The 23708-nt window shown below is 50.7% G+C and carries 21 protein-coding genes and 2 tRNA genes; 9 read left to right on the plus strand and 14 right to left on the minus strand.

The genetic code is table 11. The annotated features are described in order from the left end of the window. The 10 genes from trbB to BLQ17_RS12495 all read right to left on the minus strand — a co-directional run bounded on the left by trbB (position 1) and on the right by BLQ17_RS12495 (position 6871). Positions 1–933: a P-type conjugative transfer ATPase TrbB gene (trbB, locus tag BLQ17_RS12450; RefSeq protein WP_092223327.1), complete on the minus strand. Its 933-nt coding sequence runs from the start codon at positions 931–933 to the stop codon at positions 1–3. Beyond that, the gene (locus tag BLQ17_RS12455) at positions 930–3653 is read right to left on the minus strand and encodes a VirB4 family type IV secretion/conjugal transfer ATPase (protein WP_092223329.1); all 2724 of its coding nucleotides are present in this window, start codon (positions 3651–3653) and stop codon (positions 930–932) included. The genes trbB and BLQ17_RS12455 overlap by 4 nt, the downstream gene beginning before the upstream one ends. After that, positions 3653–3979, minus strand: coding sequence for a TrbC/VirB2 family type IV secretion system protein (locus tag BLQ17_RS12460; RefSeq protein ID WP_092223331.1), 327 nt, complete (start codon positions 3977–3979; stop codon positions 3653–3655). Before BLQ17_RS12460 ends, BLQ17_RS12455 begins: the two co-directional genes overlap by 1 nt. Positions 3980–3984: 5 nt before the next feature. Beyond that, positions 3985–4254 carry a hypothetical protein gene (locus tag BLQ17_RS12465; RefSeq protein WP_092223333.1) on the minus strand — a complete coding sequence of 90 codons (270 nt, stop codon included), beginning with the start codon at positions 4252–4254 and terminating at the stop codon, positions 3985–3987. Further along, complete coding sequence (locus BLQ17_RS12470) at positions 4244–5149, minus strand: helix-turn-helix domain-containing protein (RefSeq protein ID WP_092223335.1); 906 nt, start codon at positions 5147–5149, stop codon at positions 4244–4246. The genes BLQ17_RS12465 and BLQ17_RS12470 overlap by 11 nt, the downstream gene beginning before the upstream one ends. Positions 5150–5318: 169 nt before the next feature. Beyond that, positions 5319–5543, minus strand: coding sequence for an HTH domain-containing protein (locus tag BLQ17_RS12475; RefSeq protein ID WP_092223337.1), 225 nt, complete (start codon positions 5541–5543; stop codon positions 5319–5321). Beyond that, entirely contained in the window at positions 5530–6267 is a 738-nt protein-coding gene (locus BLQ17_RS12480; protein ID WP_092223339.1) for a nucleotide-binding protein, read from the minus strand. The genes BLQ17_RS12475 and BLQ17_RS12480 overlap by 14 nt, the downstream gene beginning before the upstream one ends. Then, positions 6267–6614, minus strand: coding sequence for a TraK family protein (locus BLQ17_RS12485; protein ID WP_092223341.1), 348 nt, complete (start codon positions 6612–6614; stop codon positions 6267–6269). The genes BLQ17_RS12480 and BLQ17_RS12485 overlap by 1 nt, the downstream gene beginning before the upstream one ends. A gap of 94 nt (positions 6615–6708) precedes the next feature. Continuing rightward, positions 6709–6786, minus strand: a tRNA-Glu gene (locus BLQ17_RS12490). Between the two features lie 9 nt (positions 6787–6795). Further along, a tRNA-Lys gene (locus BLQ17_RS12495) sits at positions 6796–6871 on the minus strand. Positions 6872–7138: 267 nt separating this feature from the next. On the opposite strand from BLQ17_RS12495, the gene rdgC reads away from it, so the two are divergent. From rdgC to hemW, 5 genes are read left to right on the plus strand one after another with little or no spacing between them, the layout of a single operon-like run. Beyond that, the gene (rdgC, locus tag BLQ17_RS12500; RefSeq protein WP_092223343.1) at positions 7139–7744 is read left to right on the plus strand and encodes a recombination-associated protein RdgC; all 606 of its coding nucleotides are present in this window, start codon (positions 7139–7141) and stop codon (positions 7742–7744) included. Between the two features lie 43 nt (positions 7745–7787). After that, positions 7788–8336, plus strand: coding sequence for a hypothetical protein (locus tag BLQ17_RS12505; protein WP_092223345.1), 549 nt, complete (start codon positions 7788–7790; stop codon positions 8334–8336). 33 nt (positions 8337–8369) lie between these two features. Next, complete coding sequence (gene gatB, locus BLQ17_RS12510; protein WP_092223347.1) at positions 8370–9794, plus strand: Asp-tRNA(Asn)/Glu-tRNA(Gln) amidotransferase subunit GatB; 1425 nt, start codon at positions 8370–8372, stop codon at positions 9792–9794. Between the two features lie 15 nt (positions 9795–9809). Continuing rightward, positions 9810–10547 carry a RadC family protein gene (radC, locus tag BLQ17_RS12515; RefSeq protein ID WP_092223349.1) on the plus strand — a complete coding sequence of 246 codons (738 nt, stop codon included), beginning with the start codon at positions 9810–9812 and terminating at the stop codon, positions 10545–10547. A 5-nt stretch (positions 10548–10552) separates the two neighbouring features. Next, positions 10553–11680, plus strand: a complete 1128-nt coding sequence (gene hemW / locus BLQ17_RS12520) for a radical SAM family heme chaperone HemW (RefSeq protein ID WP_092223351.1) — start codon at positions 10553–10555, stop codon at positions 11678–11680. Positions 11681–11783: 103 nt separating this feature from the next. Here the strand turns inward: hemW and BLQ17_RS12525 are convergent, their stop codons facing one another. Then, on the minus strand, positions 11784–12455 hold the full coding sequence (locus BLQ17_RS12525; protein WP_092223353.1) for a GntR family transcriptional regulator: 672 nt from the start codon (positions 12453–12455) through the stop codon (positions 11784–11786). A gap of 417 nt (positions 12456–12872) precedes the next feature. Between BLQ17_RS12525 and pruA the strand changes: the two genes are divergently transcribed. From pruA to BLQ17_RS12540, 3 genes are all read left to right on the plus strand, one after another. Then, positions 12873–14513, plus strand: coding sequence for an L-glutamate gamma-semialdehyde dehydrogenase (pruA, locus tag BLQ17_RS12530; protein ID WP_092223355.1), 1641 nt, complete (start codon positions 12873–12875; stop codon positions 14511–14513). Between the two features lie 140 nt (positions 14514–14653). Then, positions 14654–17122 carry a bifunctional aconitate hydratase 2/2-methylisocitrate dehydratase gene (locus BLQ17_RS12535; protein ID WP_092223357.1) on the plus strand — a complete coding sequence of 823 codons (2469 nt, stop codon included), beginning with the start codon at positions 14654–14656 and terminating at the stop codon, positions 17120–17122. A gap of 107 nt (positions 17123–17229) precedes the next feature. Beyond that, complete coding sequence (locus BLQ17_RS12540) at positions 17230–17493, plus strand: hypothetical protein (protein ID WP_092223359.1); 264 nt, start codon at positions 17230–17232, stop codon at positions 17491–17493. Positions 17494–17596: 103 nt separating this feature from the next. Here BLQ17_RS12540 and BLQ17_RS12545 read toward each other — a convergent pair whose 3' ends face one another. From BLQ17_RS12545 to BLQ17_RS12555, 3 genes are all read right to left on the minus strand, one after another. Further along, entirely contained in the window at positions 17597–19843 is a 2247-nt protein-coding gene (locus tag BLQ17_RS12545) for a GAF domain-containing hybrid sensor histidine kinase/response regulator (RefSeq protein WP_092223361.1), read from the minus strand. 253 nt (positions 19844–20096) lie between these two features. Further along, positions 20097–20819, minus strand: coding sequence for a fumarylacetoacetate hydrolase family protein (locus BLQ17_RS12550; protein WP_092223363.1), 723 nt, complete (start codon positions 20817–20819; stop codon positions 20097–20099). Between the two features lie 326 nt (positions 20820–21145). Continuing rightward, on the minus strand, positions 21146–22510 hold the full coding sequence (locus BLQ17_RS12555) for a deoxyribodipyrimidine photo-lyase (protein WP_092223365.1): 1365 nt from the start codon (positions 22508–22510) through the stop codon (positions 21146–21148). A gap of 110 nt (positions 22511–22620) precedes the next feature. On the opposite strand from BLQ17_RS12555, the gene BLQ17_RS12560 reads away from it, so the two are divergent. Beyond that, complete coding sequence (locus BLQ17_RS12560) at positions 22621–23580, plus strand: YbgA family protein (RefSeq protein ID WP_092223367.1); 960 nt, start codon at positions 22621–22623, stop codon at positions 23578–23580. Positions 23581–23708: the final 128 nt, after the last annotated feature.

A 23708-nucleotide genomic window follows, 5' to 3' on the forward strand; every position in this document is an offset into this window, starting at 1 on the left:
TCATTCCTCTTCGTTGATTGTTTCCAGTTGATTGCCGTTAACCCTTGCAAGTTCCTTTATCTGTCTTCCGTCCGGAGTCTTTGATATGAAAATCACAAGGTCGACGGCTTCATGAATCAGTTCGAGCATGGAAGAGCTCGATACTTCGGAGATGAGCTGCTGCAGACGGAGAAGCCCACCCGCGCAACTGTTCGCGTGTACCGTGCAGATCCCGCCTGGATGGCCGGTGTTCCATGCCTTTAAAAGATCAAGCGCCGCACCGTCGCGTACCTCGCCGACTATGATCCGGTCCGGTCGCAGCCGCATGGTCGCCTTTAGGAGCCTGCGCATGTCTGTTGTCTGGTTGGTACGCAGATGCAGCTTGTTTTCACTTTTTACCTGGAGTTCACAGGTGTCCTCGATGATGACAAGGCGATCCTCCGGACAACTTGCCGAGAGTTCGGCCAGGATGGCGTTGGTAAGGGTTGTCTTGCCCGAACCGGTGCCGCCGACGACAAGGATATTGTTCTTGCCTGTAACAGCCCGGCTGATGATCTTGTTCTGGGCAGGGGACATGATCCCCTGTTCCACATAGTCAGCCAGGGTGAAGATCCGGATCGCTTTCTTGCGGATTGTGAAAGTGGGAGTGGCTACAACAGGAGGAAAGAGTCCCTCGAAACGCGAACCGTCAAGGGGAAGTTCACCTTCCACAACAGGGTTTTCTGATGTTACGACAGTACCGAGCATGCTGGCCACCAGGTTCAGGATTGAGGTGGCCTGGCTTCTCTCGATCCTGCCTGCTTCAATCATTCCTTTTGAAAAGGAGTCGAGCCAGAGTCTGCCGTCATCGTTTAACATCACCTCGATAATATCCGGGTTATCAAGCGCTTCGGTCACGACCGCGCCAAGGTTATGCCTGAGGCTGTCGAGTACGACGCAGCTCTGCGATTTCATGAAAACCTCCTTTGAACATTACGGTTTTTAAGCCATATATCGGGCCAGTCAGAACCATGATCCCGCTGCAGTTCTCTTATGGCCGCAAGATCCTCTTTTCCTGAAGCGCCGACAAAAGAAAGAGCGAGTCCCGACAGCGCAAGATTTATCATCCGGCACCCTTCGGGACTGGTGACGTAATATTCTCTTTTGGGAACGCCCTTTGTAATCAGGTTGATCTGGGTTGAGTTGAGGCCAAGCCCTCTGTAGAGTCCGATTTGTGTGTCCTGGTTTGCCGCCGTGTTCGGCAGAAATATCTTTGTCGGACAGGATTCGTTCAGGATATCGAGAATGCCTGAATGGTGAGCGTCACTGAGACTCTGGGTCGCAAGAACCACGGCACAGTTTGCTTTTCTGAGCACCTTGAGCCACTCCCTGATCTTCTGCCTGAAAACAGGATGACCGAGCATGATCCACGCCTCATCGAGAATCAGCAGCGCCGGTTGGCCTTTAAAGGATTTCTCGATCCGGTGAAAGATATAGAGCAGTACCGGGATAAGATTTTCCTCACCGAGGTGCATCAGCTCCTCAATCTCAAAAACCGTAAACTCAGCAAGATCCAGGCTGTCGCTTTCCGCATCGAGCAGGCGGCCCATCGCCCCCATCCCGGTATAGTGCCGGATGGCGTTCTTGAGCTCCTGATGCTGCAGGAAGTGATACAGGTTGCTCATGGTCCTGTGGCTTACAGGCGAGTTCCTGATCTGGGTCATGGCGTCATGGATGGCCGCGCGGTGTTCCGGTTTGATGTCCACCTTCTGCATGGTGCAAAGACTCGTCACCCAGTCTTCGGCCCAGGCCTGTTCGCTGTCTGACTCGACGTGCTGGAGCGGACAGAAAGCAAGCCTGCTCTCATCGCCCGCGATCTCATAATGGGTACCCCCGGCAGCAGTCACCAGGGGATAGATGGAGAGCCCCTTGTCAAAGCAGAAGATCGAACCGTTTTTATACCTGCTGAACTGGGCCGCTATCATGGACAGAAGGGTCGATTTCCCAGATCCGGTCGGACCGAAAATGAGCGTATGACCAAGGTCTGCCACATGAAGGTGCAGCCTGAACGGCGTCGAACCTTCGGTCGCGGCATAAAGAAGCGGCGGACTTTTTTCCGGATAAAAGGGGCAGGGACAATACCTGTGGCCGGTATAGATGGTTGAAAGCGGGAGGATGTCGGCAAGATTCAAGCTGTGGAGGATCACCCGCCGCATATTGGCGTAGTTGTTGCCCGGATGGCTGCCGAGCCACGCCTCAAGAGCATTGAGCGTCTCCAGTCGGCACCCGAACCCCTGGGTGAGTAAAATCTTTCTTACTTCCCGTATATTCTGCTGGAGAACCTCTTTATCCTCGTTTAACAGGATCACGTTGCCCGAGTAGTAGCCAAACCCGACGTCTCCCATCTGGTTGGCGAATTTCGCCTGTTCCGCGTCCTCGTGCATCATGGCCGCGTCCTTATTGACTCGGGGATCTCGTTTGTTGAACAGTTTGTCGATCAGCCCGATCATCTTTTGCGACCATGCCTTGGAGTAGTCGTCTATCTGTTTTGACGCGGTATACGCATCCATGCAGATAAAGCGGCTTGAAAAACGGTAAGGGATACTGAGCGAGTCAAGGGTGTCCAGCATCATGGGAAAGGATTCGTGGGGGAATCCGTCGATCGCAAGCACCGAGATATGTTTGTCGCCGACCCTGGGGACCACACCACCTGTTATGTCGGCGCAGCTGAGCAGCACATCGAGATACATGGGAACATCAGGAAGCAGGACAGGGTGTCTTTCGCCTGCAATGCAGTAGCATATGATCTCAAGAAGTTCTGAATATCTTGCGGTCTCCGTTTGATGATCTTTTAGCCGGTGCAACCCGAAGGAGATTCTCAACCGGTCTTCAATCTCCTGCAGTTCCGCTTTGAACCGGGTAAAAGCCTTTTCCCCTTCATCAACGCGTATCTTCGTTACGGAGCTTTTTTCGCCTGTCTCTGTGTAAAAGAACCGGTTGATCTTTTCGCCGGTAAAGTTGGGACGCCAGGAAACGAAGAGATAGTGGGTGGTTCTGAAATGTCTGCCCTCCTGGCGGAAATGTTCCCGTCTTTCATCGTCGATTGCGCGGGTTATGCGATCGGCGAAGAAGCTCTCGGAGGGGTCCGGATAGTATTCCTCCGGGCTTCTTATGCAGTTGAAATGCAGCGACCAGCCGTCGCCCAGCTCCTTGATCGAGTTGGAGATGGAAGAGGAAAAGCCCCCCAGTTCCTGATCCGTGGAGCTTGCCGTATCTCTTGTCGTGAGCTGGTAACCCACGAGAAAGGAGCCGTCCTTGCACAGGATCACGCCGTCATCTATCATCACTGCATACTGCAACAGGGACTGCAGACCGGGTTCCTTTTCCCTGAAACTCTTGTAACCTGTTGATTTAGGAGGGGGAAAAGGGCTCTCCTTGGCAGGGTAGTGTTTTTTCTGTTTCATATGCGACTTCCAGACTCTCGTCATGATCGGGTCCGCTTTTCCAGATATACGCGCGAGATAAAGGCCGGTCATGATAAGAATTATGGCAAACAGCAGCGTGGTCCACCTGCCGCTTGAGCTGATGATCACCAGCCCTCCGGCAATGGCTATGGGAAAGAGCAGGTCGCGCTCTACTCCCATAATCAGGTTGGCCCGGTGCAGGCTGCGGAAGATGGTTATACGTCGTCTCATCAGATCAGGGCTCCGCTGCCGAAGGTGAATATCCGGGATACGATCGTATCCGCAAAGGCCAGGGTAGATATGATCATAACGACCACACAAAGACCCTTGGCAAACCCGTCCAGTTCCTCCTTGCGAAACCAGAGCATAAAAGCCGCAGTCAGAAACATGATGATGGCGACAAACTTGGCCCAGGGCCCGGTCAACGTGTTCTTGACCTTTTCCATAGGGCCTTCAAACTCGGCGATTGTGTCGGCAAGAGCCAGGCCTGAACCGCAGAGGATAAGGGCGAAAACTGCGACAATCATTGATAAAGAGATGATGTTTGTGAATTTCATATGCGTTACCTCAATATGATCAGGGTTAAAAATATGCCCGCCGCGATACCCGCGAGGGCAGCTATTGTTGCCAGATACCAGGAATTTTTTACTTCCCGTTTCTGGAGTTCTTGTTCAAATCGTTCGCGTTGTTCTGCTTCCATCCGCTCAAAGAGTCTTTTGCTTTCATCAAGAAAGACCTGGCAGATCGTCGCGACAAGCATCACCGGATCGTTGTCGGTGACGGCGACCTGGTGCTTTTTAGCTATTTCTTCTTTCAGTTTGTTAAAGCGCATAGTTCGGCCAATAGATAAACCTGAGCCATAAATCAAACGACATCAGTCTCCAGGCCGTATCGCCTGATTTTTTGATCGGCTTTAAAGACTCCAGAAAAGAAGAAGATTGGGATTCAAACCAGTTGGCAAATGATCGGTCTTGCATCTCCTCTTCCTGCCGCAACCTGGCTTCTTCCTCTTTTTCTTTTTGGAACCGGACCTTTTCTTCACGTTTTGCCGCTTCTGCTGTTTGCACGGCTTCAAGGGCTTCGCTGTATCGCTCGTGCCGCAGAAATCGCCACAGTTGCGGGATATATCCCCGCTGCCAGCTGTCTGTTCTCCTGAAGATGCCAATGGTTTTGATAAGGCTTTCCAGATCCGGGAGGCGGTCCTTGCGTAATAACCTGAAAAAAGTCCTCCTGGCCTTGTGGAGGTTTTCATGGTTTGGGTAGTGTTCACACAAAAGTGCAAACGGGTCTTGCCCCCCAGCGGGGGGTAGGGGGGTAGTTACCTTGTTCTTTAACCTATAGTTAGGAGACGCTTTCTGATTGGCAGTTTTTGCAGTTATTGGAAGTGAAGAAGTTTGTTGTCGCGCCAGAGAAAAAATAAGTTGTTTCAGCTCTTCAATGGTCTTTACGAAATATTTTGCCGTCTGGCCTGCTCCACGTCGCACAACCTTGACAAGGCCAAGGTTTTTCAGTTTGGCAATATGATTGGCAACAGTTCGTGGATTGATCCCAAGCATTGCGGCAAGCGTTGTCTGGCGCGCGAATGCGTAGCCGTCTTTTTTGCTCAACCAGTAAAGCAGTGAGAAGGTATGCTGTACGGATGACCTGAGTCCCGATAGCTTTACCTGTTGCCGGAATTCGGGGTTGTCGATACTCAGAAACACATTGCTGTATCCAAAAGTTCCCATAAAAACAGTCTCCTAGGAAAACTCGTCTTATGGGCACAAAACACCGGTCAGCACTTGACACGTTTTTTGAAATCAAGTACTCTGATACTACTTAGGACGTAGTATCCGGCGCTTAGCGCCCTATGATTGTGGGCTTTTTTCAGTTGCAGCTGAAAAAAGCCCTTTTCATTTACGCTGTCTTATAAATCGCGGTTTTTCCCCCTCCTCTTCTGGTAACTGTTAACAGACCCAGCTCTTTGAGCTTGGTTATGTGGTTGTTTATAGTCCTGCTGCTGATCCCAAGCTCTTTTGCAAGAGCGGCTTGGTTTTGAAAATTGTTAGTGACCAGGTGGTCCAGGATAACCTGGCTTACTATGCCTATGTTTTTGTCGAGGGAATTTTTATTCAGTAGCATCGTCTGTCTCCTTCACTATCTGCGCTTCATCGAGAAGCTGATATATCTTTCGCTGAACGATCTTGAGACGCTGGCGTGCCATAAGATTTATTTCCGAAGTCTGGACCGCCTCGTCAAACGTCAGCTTGCGGCTCAGCATCGTTTCGATGTCGTAGCCGAAGGTGTCTTTCTTGTATGAGGGCAGGACGATACATTTACCGTCGCCCTGGATAACCTTTTGTCGTAGGTCGTGATCGGTGAAGTAATCGGTGGAGCCGAAAAAAGGATTTACCCAAACAATCAGTGGACTATCAAAACCGCCCAGCAGTGATTGAAGACCTTTAAGGGTGTCACCGGCAGACTGACCGCCGGTGATCACGGTATGGATGATAAGATCATGGCCGGATTCCCTGATTAGGTCCGGAACCATGTTTTCGCTGATGTATGACGCCAAAGGAATAAAAGATGCCGCGCCGTTATCAATTACTGCGCTGCTGCCGTCTGGCAACTGCAGGAGTTTTTCTATCAGGCTGTCAAAAAGCCTGCTGTTTATGCTGTCATCCTCCAGGATATCAACTTTGTGGACTTTGAGAGATTTGAATGCGCTGAAAGTTGCGTTGACAGGATCGGTGTCAAAGCAGGCCACTTTCACGTCCCGGTCTATCAGGTACTGTGCCAGTAGCGAGCTGACAAAGCTTTTGCCGACACCGCCCTTGCCCTGCAGGATCAGATGAATAGTTGCCATCACTTACCCTCCTTCTTCTTTTCGTTGAAATCGAAATCAACGGGCAGAGGAGTGGGGTCGTGCTCGAAACGGCGTTGAGGTTTGGCAGGTGGATCTATTGGTACAGTATCCGCCCCCGAGACCTGTCGTTTGATTTTGACTTTAGCTTTTTTTGAGAATGGAGTAGGATCATCGGGATTCATACAGCAAGCCCAAAAGGCTTGGTAAGACATCGTTATCTTGCCTTGATCCTTGAGATACTTCCAGATCCTCTTGACCGGCTGCTGTCGTTCTAATTGCCTGGTGACATAATCCTTAACAACTAAGAATTGGGTGTGACAATTACTTCTAATCGGTAGGTCTTGCATTGTCCCTTTCCTGGGTTGAGAAAGAAACAACGCATAAAAAAAGGCGTTATCCCTTTCTTGTCTAATTTAACAAGAAAGAAATAACGCCTCTATATGGCGTCCCCAACCGGATTCGAACCGGTGTTGTCGGCGTGAAAGGCCGATGTCCTGGACCTGACTAGACGATGGGGACCTTGTTTTCTGGTGGGTCGTGCGCGACTCGAACGCGCGACTCTCTGATTAAAAGTCAGATACTCTACCAACTGAGTTAACGACCCGTGGAGCGCCCTATATACAAATTCGTAGAAGATGTGTCAACGATTATTTTCATCTTTTTTGTATTTTTATCATTTAGTGGGTTTAACGTCAAGCGAAGACATGTCGCTCTAGGCAAACGACAATATGGGATATGCGGGTATAAATAAGTTGTGACCTGTTATCAGGAATGCTATATCAGAAAACTGGTTTTTTGTTTGCGGAGTAATACGCTGCATACTCCGCCACCGTTGTTTAAACGTCATGCAGAAATTCAGGGAAGTAATTTAATGGGCTTTTTAAAGGGTACCGCAAGCTTTGTCCGATTTTCCGTAGAAGGTGAGTTGCCGGACAACAGTCTTGATTTTATCGCTGACAGAATAATCTCCTTTTCCTTCCAGGATATTGACGATACCTATGACGAATATTCCATCGGCTGGGTTTCGGTTCTCAATATGTTCGATTCACAGTTTGCATATGCATCTTACGCTGCCGGGGATTATATAACGCTCACATTACGAATCGATGAGAGGAAGGTCGCTCCGGCAATTTTGAAAAAGTTCGTGCAGAAAGAAGAAGAACGGGTCCGGATTGAAAAAGAACTCCCCAAACTGAGCCGTTCCATGAAGGTGCAGATTAAGGACAGAGTGCGAACCGAGCTGTTACGTAAGGCAATACCTGTACCTTCGACATACGAGCTCTGCTGGAGTCTCTCAGACGGCATCGTCCTGTTTTTCAGCACCAATAAAAAGGCCCAAGCGCTTCTGGAGGATTATTTCAAGGAGACTTTCGGGCTGTTGATCAAACAGCAGATTCCTTATATTACGGCGGAACAGATTCTGGACGAGGACGAACTTTATAACCTTGAGCGGGTGACCCCGGAAATTTTTGTGTAGGCTTTGACGCAAAGAAGAAGTTTTTTAAAAAGGTAATTTTGTTATGGACTTGGTAGATCTCATCGCAGAAAAACGCTTTTTGGGCCAGGAGTTTTTGACTTGGCTATGGTGGAAAAGTGAAGAACGGGGCGGCAGTGTCAAGCTTGAAGATGAAGGCGATATAACCGTGGCCTTTGAGAAACACATGCTCCTTGAGTCGGGAGAAGGGGAGTCGAGTGAAAAAATAGTATGCACAGGACTTCAGACCGAACTCCAGGAGGCGAGGACAGGTCTGCAGATGGGAAAAAAACTTGAGCAGGCCCGTATCGTTATAGGGTATAACAATTACGAGTTCAGCTTTACCCTTTCAGGCGGTCTGATGGAATTCAGGAATGTGAGACTGCCGAAGACAGATGCTACGGAAAACGATAAGAGTGAAAATCCTGAAGAAGTTGAAGGAATGATTCTCGAACGGATCTTTCTCTTTGAAGAACTTGTCAGAGTTGTGCATTCTCTATTTCGAGTTTTCATAAAGCGCAGGGTTTCCCCCGAGTGGCGGGATGAGCTGCAGAGAATACGGGATTGGGTCGAGCAATCGGCCGCTGTTGCCTGAGTTGAGAATTTAAAAACAATAAGCAGGGATGTTATGGAGTTTGAAACTGTAATAGGACTTGAAATACACGCCCAACTGAAAACGGAAACAAAAATATTCTGCGGATGTTCAACGAGTTTCGGAGCCCCCCCGAACACCAATACGTGCCCGATATGTCTCGGCATGCCGGGAGTCCTTCCAGTGCTGAACAAGCGGGTTGTTGAGTTTGCCGTCAAGCTGGGGCTTGCCACCAATGCCAGGATCAATCTGTACAACCAGTTTGCCAGAAAAAACTATTTTTACCCCGATTTGCCCAAAGGGTACCAGACCTCGCAGTTTGACCTGCCGATAGTGGGCAGGGGCGAAATAGAGATAGAAGTAGACGGAGTAAGGAAAAAAATAGGGATCACCAGGATCCATATGGAAGAGGATGCGGGAAAACTTATCCATGATGAATTGGAGCCTGTCTCCCACGTGGACCTGAACAGGACGGGTACTCCGCTTCTTGAGATTGTTTCGGAGCCGGATATAAGATCGCCTGAGGAGGCGGTGGCTTATCTGAAGAAACTGCACGCCATTGTCCGGTATCTTGATATATGCGACGGCAATATGCAGGAAGGCAGCTTCCGCTGTGATGCCAATATCTCCCTGAGACCGGTAGGGCAGGAGCAGTTTGGTATCCGAACCGAATTGAAAAACATGAATTCGTTCAAGCATGTCCAGAATGGTCTGGAGTATGAAATCCGCCGCCAGCGGGACATCCTCCTCGACGGTGAGGAGGTTGTTCAGGAAACCCTGCTGTGGAACCCCGATAAAAACTGTACCGAATCGATGCGAGGCAAGGAAGACGCGCATGACTACCGGTATTTTCCCTGCCCGGACTTGGTCCCTGTTGAGATTGATGAGGCGTGGGTAGAGGAAATACGCCGGTCACTTCCTGAGATGCCTGATGAAAAGAAGGATCGTTTCCGTGATCAGTACAAGCTGCCGGAATACGATGCGGTACTGCTCACCGGTGATATCGCGGTGGCAAACTATTTCGAGTCGGCGGTAGCGGCGGGAGCTCAACCGAAAAGGGCGTCCAACTGGATAATGACCGAGCTGCTGCGAGAATTGAAAGGGGAGGATATTACTTCCTGCAGGGTTTCTGCCGGTCAGCTCGCCGCCCTTCTGAAAATGATAGACGCCAACACCATCAGCGGGAAGATCGCCAAGACCGTTTTTCAGGATATGATGGAAACAGGTGATGATGCGGAAACAATCGTTAAGGAAAAAAACCTGATACAGGTTTCTGACGAAGGGGAACTGACCGCCATCGTTGAAAGGATTGTCGCGGCCAACCCGGATCAGGCGGAAGACTACCGAAACGGCAAGACCAAGATAATGGGCTATTTCGTCGGCCAGCTGATGAAGGAAACCAAAGGCAAGGCCAACCCGAAGCTGGTCAATGAACTCTTTGTGAAGGTATTGACTCAATAATCAGAGATTTGGGCGGTGGACAAGAAGCAGTGGCAGCAGAAAGGGCAGGGGCACAGGGCCAGGCTCAGGGACAGGTTTCTCGAAAAGGGGATCAACTCCTTTAGTGATACAGAGGTTCTTGAGCTTTTGTTGTCGTTTGGTACCCCTCGGGCCGACTGTAAAGAACAGGCAAGGGCTCTTTTGCAAAAATTCGGATCTTTTGGGCAGGTTCTGGACGCGCCACTGTCCCTGCTGCAGGAGGTAAAGGGCGTCGGCCCGAAAAACAGTTTTGCCCTGCGGTTCGTACAGGGTGTCGCCCAGCGATACCTCAGGGAACGAATCAGGGGAAAACACTATCTTCACGTTGCAGCCGACGTTGCAGACTACCTTGTATTCTCGATGAGGGGTTTGAAAAGGGAGGTGTTTACCGTAATATTTCTCGATTCATCCCACGCTGTTATCGAGTCAGAAACCGTAGCGGAAGGAACCGTAAACCTCAATACCATATACCCCAGAGAGATTATTGCAAAAGCGCTCAAGCATAACGCAGCGGCTCTGGTGGTGGCGCATAATCATCCGTCCGGCTCTCTTGTCCCATCGGCCAAAGACATTACCCTCACCAAAACGCTTCATTTTCTCTCATCGGCAATGCAGCTGCAGCTGCTCGATCACCTGATAATCGGTGACGGTGTGTACAGCTTCAATGAAAAAGGAATCATGGACACCATTCGTAAAGACACGCAGAAGGTGATGGCCGCATTGAGGCGTGACTGACAGGTATGGCCTCACTCTATATCCATATACCCTTTTGCCTCAAGAAGTGTCTCTACTGTTCGTTTAATTCGTGTGTTGCTGGCCCGGATCTTTACGTCAGGTATGTTGGTGCCCTTGTCGAGGAGTTGGATTGTGTCGCCGCAGCTCTTGACGGGCGGCCAATAAATACGGTGTTTATCGGTGGCGGAACCCCGACAGTGCTGCCTTCGTCACTTCTGGTCAGAATAGTCAGCCATTGCCGCGACAGCTTTGTTTTCAGCGAGGACGCGGAGGTGTCGGTGGAAGCGAACCCGGGTTCTGTGGATGCACCTTACCTCGAATCCCTGTCAAGAGGGGGAGTCAACAGGTTGTCTTTCGGGGTGCAGTCTTTCAACGATACCGAATTGAGCCGCCTGGGGCGGCTGCACACGGCAAAAGAAGCAGACGCTGCAGTCAGGCATGCCCGAAATGCTGGGTTTTGCAACATCAATCTCGACCTCATGTATGGCCTGCCGGGGCAATCGGTCAGTACCTGGCAGGATACCCTTGGGCGGGCGATCGACCTTGGTCCGGTTCATCTCTCGCTATACCAGTTGAGCGTTGAAGAAAATACCCCTTTTGAGAAGCTGGCGGCTGCTGGCACCCTTGATCTTCCCGGAGAGGACGACATTCTCGCCATGACCGAAGCCGGCGATCGAATCTGCGGCGAAAAAGGCTTCGTCCAGTACGAAATATCAAACTACAGTCTGCCGGGATTTACCTGTCGTCACAATATAACCTACTGGCACAACGATGAGTATTATGCCGCGGGCGCGTCGGCGGTGAGCTGTGTTGAGGGGTGCCGGGAAAAACGGGTGGTGCAACCGCAACAATATATTGCAGCCGTCGCCGAAAAAAAGAACTTGATTGTGGAGAGTGAGCGGCTGGCAAAAGAAGAGTCGTTTCGGGAAACGGTCATAATGGGACTGCGCCTGATCAAGGGCGTATCCCTGAAAAGGCTTGAAAAACGGTACCGGATTGATCCCGTTCGCTATTATGGCAAGCAGCTGGATATACTTATAACCAGCGGACTCGTCGAGTTAACAGGCGGTTATTTGCGTATTACCAGGAAGGGGAGGCCTCTTTCAAACGTGATTATGGCAGAACTGGTTTGAAAGCCAACAGGCCGCTTCGCAGCTTGTCACGGCTGCCGGATAACTCGCCCAGGACGAGGCCGCGACAGCAAAACGCGGCAGCGTTAAACTGCTTTTCGCAGAATCACACCGAAATATAATCGTCTGGCAGCTGCCCTGCGGAGTGGAGCCCGTCGATGGAGTTGTTTATGTGATTTCTTACGGCAGTTCTCGCTCTTTGCTGATCGCGGGTCGCGATCGCTTCAAGGATTTCATGGTGTTCCGAGGTCGGACTGTACTCGATCTTGTAGAAGGGGTCATAAAGGATAAGGTAGATCCTGGTCCGGTCAAGGAGCTCTTTGATGTAGGCACAGAGAACCGCATTACCTGAAAATTCGGCAATTTTCAGGTGCAGGTCATCATTGGCGGTATAGTATTCGTCAATCATGTTTTTCTCAAAAACCTTCCTTTCAGAGTCGGCCAGTCTCCTGAGTTCGGCAAGTTGTTGTTCGGTGCAGTTTTCGGCAACTATTTCCACCGCCATGCACTCGAGCTGGGCCCGTACCAGAAAAGTTTCTTCAATTTCTTTTTTAGTGGGCGTGATGACAAAAGCCCCTCGGTTGGGAATGCTGTTGACCAGCCCTTCAGCCTCAAGTCTTTTTATGGCACCTCTCACAGGAGTCCTGCTCACCCCGAGCTTTTGTGCAAGATTAATCTCGACCAGCTGGCTTCCCTGCTTGATGTATCTCTTTCTGATTGCTGTTTTTAACTTGTTGTAAACAGCGTCTTCGGAATTTTTCTTTTTTGGCTGTCCCATGGTGTTTCGTTGAGTTGTTGTTGCGGCAAAGCCTGTCGAAACGGTTCCTGTATTAATGTGCGAATGTGGTTAGAATATAAACTACAGGTTCAACTGTTCGGCAAGGTTATTGTAATCGGTTGTCGGTATAAGTTAGAAACGGGTTCTTTGCCGGAAAACATACAATTTTATAGCCTATACACAAAGGATGCTTTATTGTTTTTAAGTATTGTATACAATTTATAGATACAATGTAAAGAGGTTTTGTCATGCAGTCGATGGCCTGGACTCAACCGTATAAGAAATACGGATGTCTTTTTATCTGCATGTAGTCGGAATCAGAAGTGGAACTATTTGAAAATAATATAACTATCCTCACAAGTGGCGATAGCTTTTTGCGGGGACGTTTCACGAAAAAAAAGCAAATGAGGTAAGTATATGTGCGCGTTGAATAACGGAGTGATGTCAGTCCCTGCTCCCCAAAATGAAAATATTCTAGGATATGGCCCCGGCAGCCCGGAAAAAAAGGAAGTGAAAGCCGCATTGCAGGAGTTGATGGCCGAGCAGTTTGAAATTCCGCTTATAATAGGCGGCAGGGAAGTAAAGACCGGCAACCTCGGCAAGGTGGTTTGTCCCCATGACCACGGCAAGGTCCTGGCGACCTACCATAAAGCGGGAAAAGAGGAGGTCCAACTTGCGATAGAATCGGCCCTGTCGGCACAGAAAATGTGGCAAACTCTTCCCTGGGAGCAGCGGCTGGCGATTTTTCTTACCGCCGCAGAGCTTATAGCCACCAGATATCGCGCAAAACTTAATGCCGGGGCAATGCTTGCGGGCGGGAAAACTGTCTTTCAGGCGGAAATCGATGCGGCGTGCGAGTTGATCGACTTTCTGCGTTTTAACGCCGGCTATGCAAGAGAACTTTATGCAAAACAGCCTCAATCTTCCCAGGGAGTATGGAACTATACCCAGTACCGGGCCCTGGAGGGGTTTGTTTTTGCGGTGACACCTTTTAATTTTACGGCCATAGCGGGCAACCTCCCGTCGGCCCCGGCGATGATGGGCAATACCGTGGTCTGGAAACCAGCTTCTTCTCTTGTCTATACTCCGTACTTTATCATGCGGATATTGGAAGAGGCGGGGCTGCCTCCGGGAGTCATCAATTTTGTTCCGGGGGCTGGATCGCAGGTAGGCGATGTATGTCTTGCCGATCCCAACCTGGCGGGGGTCCATTTCACCGGCTCCACCAGGGTGTTCCATCAAATGTGGAAGACCATCGGCGAAAATATCGCGTCATACAGATCATATCCGCGAATTGTTGGAGAAACCGGCGGTAAGGATTTTGTGTTTGCCCACCCAAGTGCCGAGATCCCGTCGCTGGTGACGGCGCTGGTAAGAGGGGCGTTTGAGTACCAGGGGCAGAAGTGTTCGGCGGCGAGCCGCGCTTATATTCCACAGTCTCTGTGGGACCGGGTCAAGTCTTTGATGTTGGCCCAGGTGGGGCGTATAACCATGGGCTCTCCTGTTGATTTTCGCAATTTCATGGGTGCGGTAATAGACAGGAGTGCATTCGAATCGATCACCGGATATATCGATTTTGCCAAAGAGCACAAGGATGCGGAGATAATAGCCGGAGGAAATTATGATGACACCACAGGTTATTTTATAGAGCCGACGGTAATTGTTGCCACCGATCCTGAGTTTAAAACAATGGTTGAGGAAATTTTCGGTCCGGTACTGACCATTTTTGTCTACCAGGATGAAGACTTCGTGGAAACCCTTGAGCTTTGCGATAAAACATCGCCTTACGCGCTGACCGGAGCCTTTTTTGCCAAGGACCGAAATGCGATAACCTTGGCCATGGCAAAGCTGGAACACGCAGCGGGTAATTTTTATATCAACGACAAGCCGACCGGCGCCGTCGTGGGGCAGCAGCCCTTTGGCGGAGGCCGGGCGTCGGGCACCAACGATAAAGCCGGGTCGCAGGCTAATCTGGCCAGGTGGGTTTCTGTCCGCACGGTCAAGGAAACCTTTGTTCCACCCGGGGACTTCCCCTATTCTTTTATGGATGAGGAGTAGCGCCAATAGAGAAAATAGAGATCTTCTCTTTGATATGGAACTCAATCCTTGTATATTTTGAGCAATCATGAGATGCAACGGAGCGTAACAGGTCGAGAACTCCGCAACTGATCGTTCATTCTTAAAAGGATATGGGTAATATGCTAGCAACATACAAAGAGATGGCCAGGGAGAGGGAGGCGGCGATGCTTCCTCCCCTCCCGCTGAATCCGCAGCAGACTCTTGAAGTTGTCTCTCTTCTTGAAAAAGGGGATGGGGATAGGGAGGAACTGCTTGAGCTGTTGATGTCCCGGGTCGAACCGGGGGTAAGTAAGTCGGCAAAAGTAAAGGCCCTGTGGCTACAGAAGGTGGCATCGGCAACCGTTGTCTGCGATGCGTTGAAGCCGGTTGAGGCGGTTGAGATACTGGCCCGCATGGGAGGAGGGTACAACGTCGAAGCTTTGATCGAACTGCTTTCGCTTGAGGGCGTGTCGTCGTCTGCGGCCAAGGCACTTAGGGGAATTACCAAGATATACGACGGCTTTGACAAAATAGCGGAGCTTTCCAAGACCAGCAAGGAGGCTTGCGACCTGATTGATTCCTGGGCCAGAGCGGAATGGTTCATTGAGGCGGCTCCGGTGCCGGATGTTCTGGAACTGAGGGTGTATAAGGTAGACGGGGAGATCAATACCGATGATTTTTCTCCGGGAAATCAGGCGCAGTCAAGAGCCGATATCCCCCTCCATGCGACCCATTTCGGCGTAAGCCGTTTCCCCGGCGGAATAGAAGAAATTAAGCGGCTTAAAAAAGAGGGCGGCGAGGTTGCCTTTGCAGGCGATGTAGTGGGGACGGGATCTTCGCGAAAATCCGCCGTCAATTCCCTCTTGTGGCATATCGGTCATGATATTGCAGGGGTCCCCAACAAGAGAAGTGGCGGGGTGGTCCTGGGGGGCACCATCGCCCCCATTTTTTACGCCACTGCCCGTGACGCAGGGGTGTTGCCCATTGAGTGCGATGTTGCCGAGCTTTGCGTTGGCGACACGATTCTCGTTGATCTGAAAAACTGGAAAATGCAAAAAGACGACGGGACCGCAATCGCCATGCGGCCGGCTTCCCCGACGTTGCTTGACGAGTATCGCGCGGGGGGCAGGCTGAACCTGATCATCGGCAAGCAGCTGACCCGAATGGCCTGTGATTTCAGCGGAAAACCTTTTCCGCAAATTTTTGCCAGCCAGCTCGATCCCAAGCCGCAGAAAGGGCAGGGGTTCAGCCTGGCGCAGAAAATGGTTGGTAAAGCGTGCGGCTTGCCAGGCGTGTTGCCCGGCACGGTATGCGAACCGAAGATGACCACCGTCGGTTCCCAGGACACCACGGGGCCCATGACCATGCAGGAGATAGACGAACTTGCCTGCCTGCGTTTTAAAGCGGATCTTTTTATGCAGTCTTTCTGTCATACAGCAGCATATCCGAAAGCGTCCGATTTCGATCGTTGGCAGATCATGCAGGAAACCAGCGTCTCCTGCGGCGGGATAACCCTCAAGCCCGGAGACGGGGTAATTCATCCGTGGCTCAACAAAATGCTTGTCCCAGATACCGTAGGTACCGGAGGAGACTCACACACCAGGTTTCCCCTGGGGATCTCTTTTCCTGCCGGTTCCGGACTGGTTGCCTTTGCCGCAGCTCTGGGTTTTATGCCCCTTGAAATGCCGGAATCCGTACTCGTTCGTTTTCACGGCAAAAGAAAAGCCGGGATAACCGTGAGGGACATGGTGAACGCCATTCCTTATGTGGCGATTAAAAAAGGGTTGCTCACCGTTGAAAAGAAGGGCAAGAAAAACGTTTTTGCCGGTAAGATACTTGAGATTGAGGGGGTAAACGACCTGAGCGTGGAGGAAGCTTTCGAGTTGACGGACGCATCGGCTGAACGGAGCGCGGCCGGCTGCGCGGTGAGTCTGCCCCTTGAAACCGTGGTGGCCAATGTCGAGCAGAATGTCAAGGTATTGCAGTTGCTGGTTGATGAAAACTACCAGGACCGCGACTGTCTGCAAAGACGAATTGATGACCTTAAGCAGTGGCTGAAAAATCCAACCCTGTTAAGAGCTGATGAAAACGCAGTGTACGATACCGTAATAGACATCGACCTCTCCGAGATCACCGAACCGATTCTCGCCTGTCCCAACGATCCAGACGACGTTCGGCTGCTTGGAGAGGTTGTGGGTGATACGGTTGAAGAAGCGTTTATCGGCTCCTGTATGACGCATATGAGCCATTTGCAGCGCGCAGCCATCCTGCTGGACGGGGAGAAGTATGCAAAAGCGAGGCTGTGGATAGCTCCATCAACCAGGCTCGACAGGGAAGCGGTGCGAAAGGAGGGCGCGTTGTCTGTCTTCTCAAAAGTCGGGGCCAGGGTGGAGATTCCCGGATGCAGTCTCTGCATGGGCAACCAGGCACGGGTAGCGCCTGAGACCACTGTTATTTCCACGTCGACGCGCAATTTTGACAATCGGCTCGGAGACAATACGAGAGTCTATCTGGCATCAACTGAATTGACCGCGATCAGTGGGCTGCTGGGAGAGATTCCAACAGTTGAGCACTATTTTGACTTTATCGCCCGTAAAAAAGTTCAATGACTTCTGCACCGTCGATAAAACCATAGAACCCCGCCGCCGATGGACGAAAGTTGCGTTTATCGGCGGGCATCCTATGATACGTTGCACGTTACTGTTAAAATGGGAATATGAAGGAAGAATACAACTATACATTGACTGTTCCCGTAGAAGATCTTGACAAGGCCCGGACACTGCTTGAACAGCTGCAGGCCAACATTCCCCAGGCGCGGATAACCAGAAAACCCGACCGTGGCGATATGGTACGGTTTTACCTCTGTTTTCCGTACAGTGGGCGCCGCATAGACGCAGCTGTTCCTGATTTTTTCGCGCACCACGGTGACAACAGCTGGGATCTTTTTGGTCCCAATTACGGCGTCTGGGGGTTGAAGTAAAACTCTTCCCGGAGTTGCCTTAACCCCTGTCCCAGGGTCCTTGAGATGAGCTGCCTGCACTCATGCAGAGCATCACTGCTTCGCAGTTAAGGCCGATTGACGGTTACCCAGTTCTGGCAAGGACCGTGGCTATTTCGTGGCGCAGTTTGTCCGGGATGATCGGCTTGGAAATATAGCCGTCCATTCCCGCCTCCAGGCATTTTTCCCTGTCACCTTTAACGGCGTATGCTGTCATGGCGATTATCGGCACATGGGCGCCGCTGATCCGCTCGTTTTTGCGTATCAGCCTGGTTGTCTCAAGCCCGTCCATCTCCGGCATCTGGATATCCATGAGAATCATATCGAACTTGTTTTCATCATATTTGATCATCGCCTCGAGACCGTCATTGGCCGTGGAGACTGTCCAGCCTTCGCGTTCGAGCATGACAACTCCCAGGGTGCGATTGATATGTTCGTCTTCCACCAGGAGAATGTTCAAGGGGGTTGCAGGGAGTGGAGTGGTGTCAGCCTGCTTAGGATTATTTTGCCTGTCATCGCCAGCCTTTTGTGAAACAACAGGAAACGCGACAGTGAACTGGAAGCAGCTGCCAATCCCCCGGCAACTCTCAACCTGCAGTTTTCCACCCATTATTTCAACGAGTTCTGCAGCGATCGCCAGCCCCAGCCCTGTCCCGCTCTGTTTGGTTTCACGGGTTGTCTTCAGTTGGTTGAATGGCTTGAAGGCATTTGGGATCTGGTTTGTGGGAATACCTATCCCGGTATCGGCAATCTGAAAACAGAGGTTGATGCTGTCCGGATTGCTGGTGCTGTTTAAACTTTGTTCCACGGTGACTGTTACTTCCCCCTTGCTGGTGAATTTGATCCCGTTACCTATCAGGTTCATGAGGATCTGGCTCAGCTTGTCTTCGTCGCCCAGCAGCTGGTCCGGCAGATTTTTTTCATAGTTGATCTTCAGTTCGATATTTTTTTTGGCCGCACTGATGGTGAGGATTTCCCGGAGTTCCTCCAGAAGGTTCTTCAGGTTGAAAGGGGCGGTGGCCAGTTCGGTTTTACCGGCGTCGATTTTTGAAAAATCAAGAATATCGTTGATCAGCTTGAGCAGACGGTTGGCGGATGAGTGGACCATCTCGAGATAGGTGCGCTGGTGTCCGGGAATATCCGACTGTAACAGCAGGTCAGTGAGTCCCAGAATACCGTTCATGGGAGTCCGTATCTCGTGGCTCATGTTGGCCAGAAACGTCGATTTATTTTTTTCGGCTTCTTCGGCACGCTCCTTTGCGGTCCTGAGTTCGTCTACCCGGTGCTTTCTTCTGAGGGCATCGCCAATATGACGCGCGACAAAGGTCATCAGTTCCTTGTCCTGTTCGGTATAAACAACACGGTCGTAACTCTGGACAGCCACGGCACCGGCCACCGCGTGGTCGATGTAGAATGGTGCGCCAAGCCAACTGTGGGGTTTGGTGCCTTGACAGTAGAGATTGTTCGTCTGGCAGATTGTTTCGTAATTGTCCGGGGTGAGCAAAAGCGGTTTACGGGTTTTGAGCAGGTAACCGGTAAGAAACATCTTTTCGCTGTCAAGCTTACTCTCCATGCCCTGGAAATGTGCATCGTAGTCATCGGCAAAGTATGGAAAATATATGTATTTCCCATCAGGTTTGTTTTTGAGGATTGCAATGTAGAAGTTAGGGGCGTGGATAAGCTGACTGACGATATGGTGGAGTTTTGCGTAGAGCGAGTTGATATTTATCGAGTAGTGGGCCTGTTCGCTGATTTCATTGAGGGCGGATCGTATTCTTTCCGAATGCTCCAGGTCTTCCATCGACTGTTTCAGCTGTTGGATGGTGTCCAGCGATTGCAGCCGGGAACCGATTATAGCGGCAATAGTCTGAATGGAGTTGCGGTATTCTTTGTGAAAAATCACGTTCTCGGGGGTGCCGAAATAGATTATCCCGGCAAGTTTGGCGTGAACTGAAATCGGTACGACAAGATGACTTTTGTTGCCGGTGGGGTGCAGCATCTGCTGAAATCTTGAATCCCCGTGGATCTGCAGAGGTTCTTCTGTTGCAATGAGGTGTTGTACTATTTCGGAACTGTTAAGAAAACAGGGGGGAACCGACAGCGTGGTGTTGCGGTGCGGTTTGGACCACGAGGTGTCAAATTTATCTGTACCGGGAGTAAGAAAATATATTTCAGTGGCAAACGGGCCGAGTTTCTTGAAAATAGTGGTATGAAGAAACGATGTCAGTTTTTCGGTGGTATCGGTCGTGCGCTGGCCAATGGTAAGTTCCTTGGCAACTTCAAGCACCGGAAGGGTTGGGATGGCGATCGAATCATGGGACGTTGTTTTCATAACAAAGTGACCGCGTGAGCGGGCTGGTATTTTGAAGTTCTGGGCAAACAGCTGAGATCTATAATATCAAAAAACAGCTGACAGATGAAGCTGTTCTTTTTTCGGGCCACCGGTTGCGCATCGGTAAAACCTGCTCTTTTTGTGCGGGGAGGGGGCGGGGTAGCGTTCATCATTTATTGAGCATGGCAAAGAAAATGTAAAAGGCTTTTTTGTTTGTCAGGAAGTGGTGTGAAACAGCAGCCGGAGGTGCTGATCAGCCCCTGGTTGCCGGTTCATCTGCGACCGGGTTTGTCAGCACTCCTATATTTTCGATCTCGACTTCCACGATATCGCCGTCTTTCAGCGGTCCCACACCGCTCGGGGTTCCGGTGATGATTATATCCCCCGGCTCCATGGTGAAATTTTTGGCAACAAACGCCAGAATCTCCGGTATCTTGAATATCATATGCCGGGTGTTTGAACTCTGGACCGTCTGCTGGTTGAGACGGCACTCGATCCGCAGATCTTGCGGGTCTCCGATAAGTTCAGGGGGAACTATAACGGGACCGATCGGGCCGAAGGTGTCAAGGGATTTGCCGCGAAACCAGCCGGACTTGTCGTTTTTCTGGAAATTTCTCTGGCTGATGTCGTTAAAGCAGGTGAAGCCCAGGATATGATCTGCAGCTTTTTCGATGGAGATGTTTTTTATCCTGTCTTTGACGATGATCGCCAGTTCGGCTTCATGGTCAGTGCGAATCGTCGTGAAATTGTAGTCGTGGAGAAATGCGGGCAGCACTATCGGCTCGCCCGGACCGATCAGGACGTTTGGGGTTTTGGGAAAAAGAATGGGTTCTTCCGGAATCTCGTCGGTGAAGTTTTGTACATCCACGGACTGGCTTTCTTTTATGTGCTCAAGGTAGTTCAGTCCCAGGGCAATTATTTTTGTCGGATTAACCAGATATGTTCCGCCGCCCTTGACCGGGAGTTCAACAGCCATGATTTTGACCTCAAAACAGTAACAGAAATAAGGAGTGGTACGGTAAAAACAGACCGCGATCTTTTATTGTTATCACGAAAAATTCTGAAATCAAGCATAATTGACTCTTGGCAACTCGCTTTTGGGCAATCGAATCGAAAATCATGTGCACATGACTATTATTACCTCTTTTTTGCTTCGGCCCAGCGGCAACCCGGCGCGGACCAAGAGATATCAAGGTAAAATCTCGACGCGTAACTTCGACGGGGCTGCCGGTTTCATCCCGGCCTGATTGATGACTATTGTTACCAGGGGCCTGGCTCTTTCAGCTGATCCTGCAGGTTTTTTCAAGAGAGTGCTGCAACCATATCGATATATTTATTTACGTCAAATTTTCGTTTGCACCCGTTCAGGTTCATGTACCGTACTTTACCGAAAACCTGCCGCTCCTTCCAGGCTCTGTCGTGGACGCCGCCCAGGGACCAGGCGATGCCGGCATATCCGTTCGGGTCTCTTCCGTCAAGGGAGTAGCGGTCGTTGAGGTAAATGGCCCACCTCATGGCATCATCGCAGCGGCGGCTCCATTCGAGGATTTTTTTTGCCCAGTACATGCGGAGGTAACCATGCAGTTTGCCGGTGAGAACCAGGTCTTTCTGGCAACTGTTCCACAGCGGGTCGTGGGTTGAACTGTTTTCAAATTCCTCCAGGGTGTAGATATATTCCCGCCGGTCATGCTGGTGTCTGGCGAGTGTCTCCCGGCCCCAGGCGGGAAAACCGTCGATCGTGTCGTAGTGCGGTTCAAAAAGGCAGAAATTATCGGCTAGTTCCCTTCTGACGATCAGTTCCTCGAGAAACGCATCCTGCAGATCTGTTGCAAACAAATTCCGCCGCACCATGAGAGCGAGTCGCTGGGGTGACAGGTTGCCAAAGTGCAGGTAGGGGGAGAGGCCTGACTGTGCCTGCCGGCAGGGGTCGTTGCGGTGCTTCTGGTACTCGGCAAGGCCTTGACGGATGAAATTGCGGGCAGCTCGTCCGGCTGCTTTTTCTCCTGGTAAAAGCAGAAGGGGGATATTTTTTTCAACACATCTAAGATGCTGTTTGAGTATGGAAAGGTCGTTATGTTTCCGCCCGCAGGTGCCGTACGGGTGGGGTTGTATTGGCGGAATTTCAGTTAAGAAGTCGGGCAGCAGTCGATGTATTTTGGGACGAATCGTATAGGCGCCGTACTCTTTTTTGTTCGAGGTGATCCATGCCGGAATGATGTTATGGCTGTCCACCTCGCAGATCGGGCATGACAACGATGACACCAGCTTTTGCTGCATCAGTTTGAACTCTTTTAGCGGGTTGAAGTCGCATACGAGGAGATGGCCGTCGACAGATTGCATAAAGTGGGGCAGGAACAGTTCCGGAGATTCGTGGAAAAAAGAGAAACCGATATTGGACGCGATAAGCTCCGCTGCCGTTTCCGCCAGTCCCTGCAGCATGAATAAAACGGTTCGCGGCAGGGGTAACGGATCGTTTGGCTTCAGAAAGAAGATTACCAGGAGAGGTTTCTGGCGGATTTCCGCTTCCTGTTGGGCAACAAGAAGAGACCAGTTGTCTTCTGCCCTAATCTCTCTTGACATCCAGTAAACGACCGGTCCTTGCCCTCTTTTTCCCTCTTTGAGCCACCTGGTGCGCCTGGTCAGGTCACTGTTTTTTTTGAGTACCATTAATATTTTTTCCCGAAAGTAAAAAACTGGCTGTAATCCTCTTCTTGCCTGATCGCTCTTTCATACTATACTGTTAACTATTCAACGCCAAAAATACAGGGGCATCGATTATGAAAGATACAGGCCTGATAAAAATCAAAATGGGCATCAGTTCATGTTTGCTTGGCAACAGGGTTCGCTACGACGGCGGGCATAAACATGATCGTTATATCTCCGATACCCTGGGAAAGTATTTCGAATTTGTACCCGTCTGCCCTGAAGTGGAGTGCGGTCTGCCGGTCCCGCGGGAGCCGATGAGGCTGGTAGGCGACCATGAATCTCCGCGGCTGGTAACGGTCAGTTCGCAGCAGGATCACACCGCAAGGATGGTCCAATGGGCTGAGGACAAAGTGAGGCAGCTTGAACACGAGAATCTGTGCGGTTTTATTTTTAAATCGAAATCACCATCCTCGGGAATGGAGCGGGTAAAGGTTTACGATGCCAACAGTGTTCCCCGGTCCGTTGGGGTCGGACTGTTTGCCCGGATTTTTATGGAGAGGTTTCCCCTGATACCGGTGGAGGAGGAGGGGCGCCTCCATGATATTGTGCTTCGGGAAAATTTTATCGAATCAGTCTTTGTGTACCGGCGGTGGCGCAAGGTGCGGGAAAATTTTTCCGCCCGGCGACTGGTCGAATTTCACGCCCGGCACAAAATGCTCTTAAGGGCACATAGTGAACGACATTACCGCCAGCTGGGACGCATTGCAGCCGAGGCCGGATCGGCTCTTTCGGAACATCGTCTCGCCGCCTACGAGGAGATACTTATGGCGGCGATGCGCTTGAAGCCAACGGTAAAAAAACACTGTAACGTGTTGACCCATATAATGGGACATTTTAAAAAGATGTTGTCCGGCGACGAAAAACAGGAGCTTCTTGAGCTTATCGAGCGGTTCAGGTACCAGCAGGTGCCGTTGATTGTACCGGTCACCATACTGAATCATTATGTGCGAAAATACCAGGAACCTTATCTGCAGCAGCAGTACTATCTGGCGCCGCACCCGGTAGAGCTGAAACTGCGCAACCATGCCTGATTCGCGAACAGTCGGGTGATCACAAAAAGCGTTTCACCAGACTGGTGCCAGACAGTAGCTGGTGTTCGTTAAAACTCATGTTTTCGGGCGGCGGGTATGGTCTGATTTTTTTCAAAAAGAAAAGATGG

Origin of the sequence: Desulforhopalus singaporensis (assembly GCF_900104445.1) — a bacterium.
Classification (GTDB): Bacteria; Desulfobacterota; Desulfobulbia; order Desulfobulbales; family Desulfocapsaceae; genus Desulforhopalus_A; species Desulforhopalus_A singaporensis.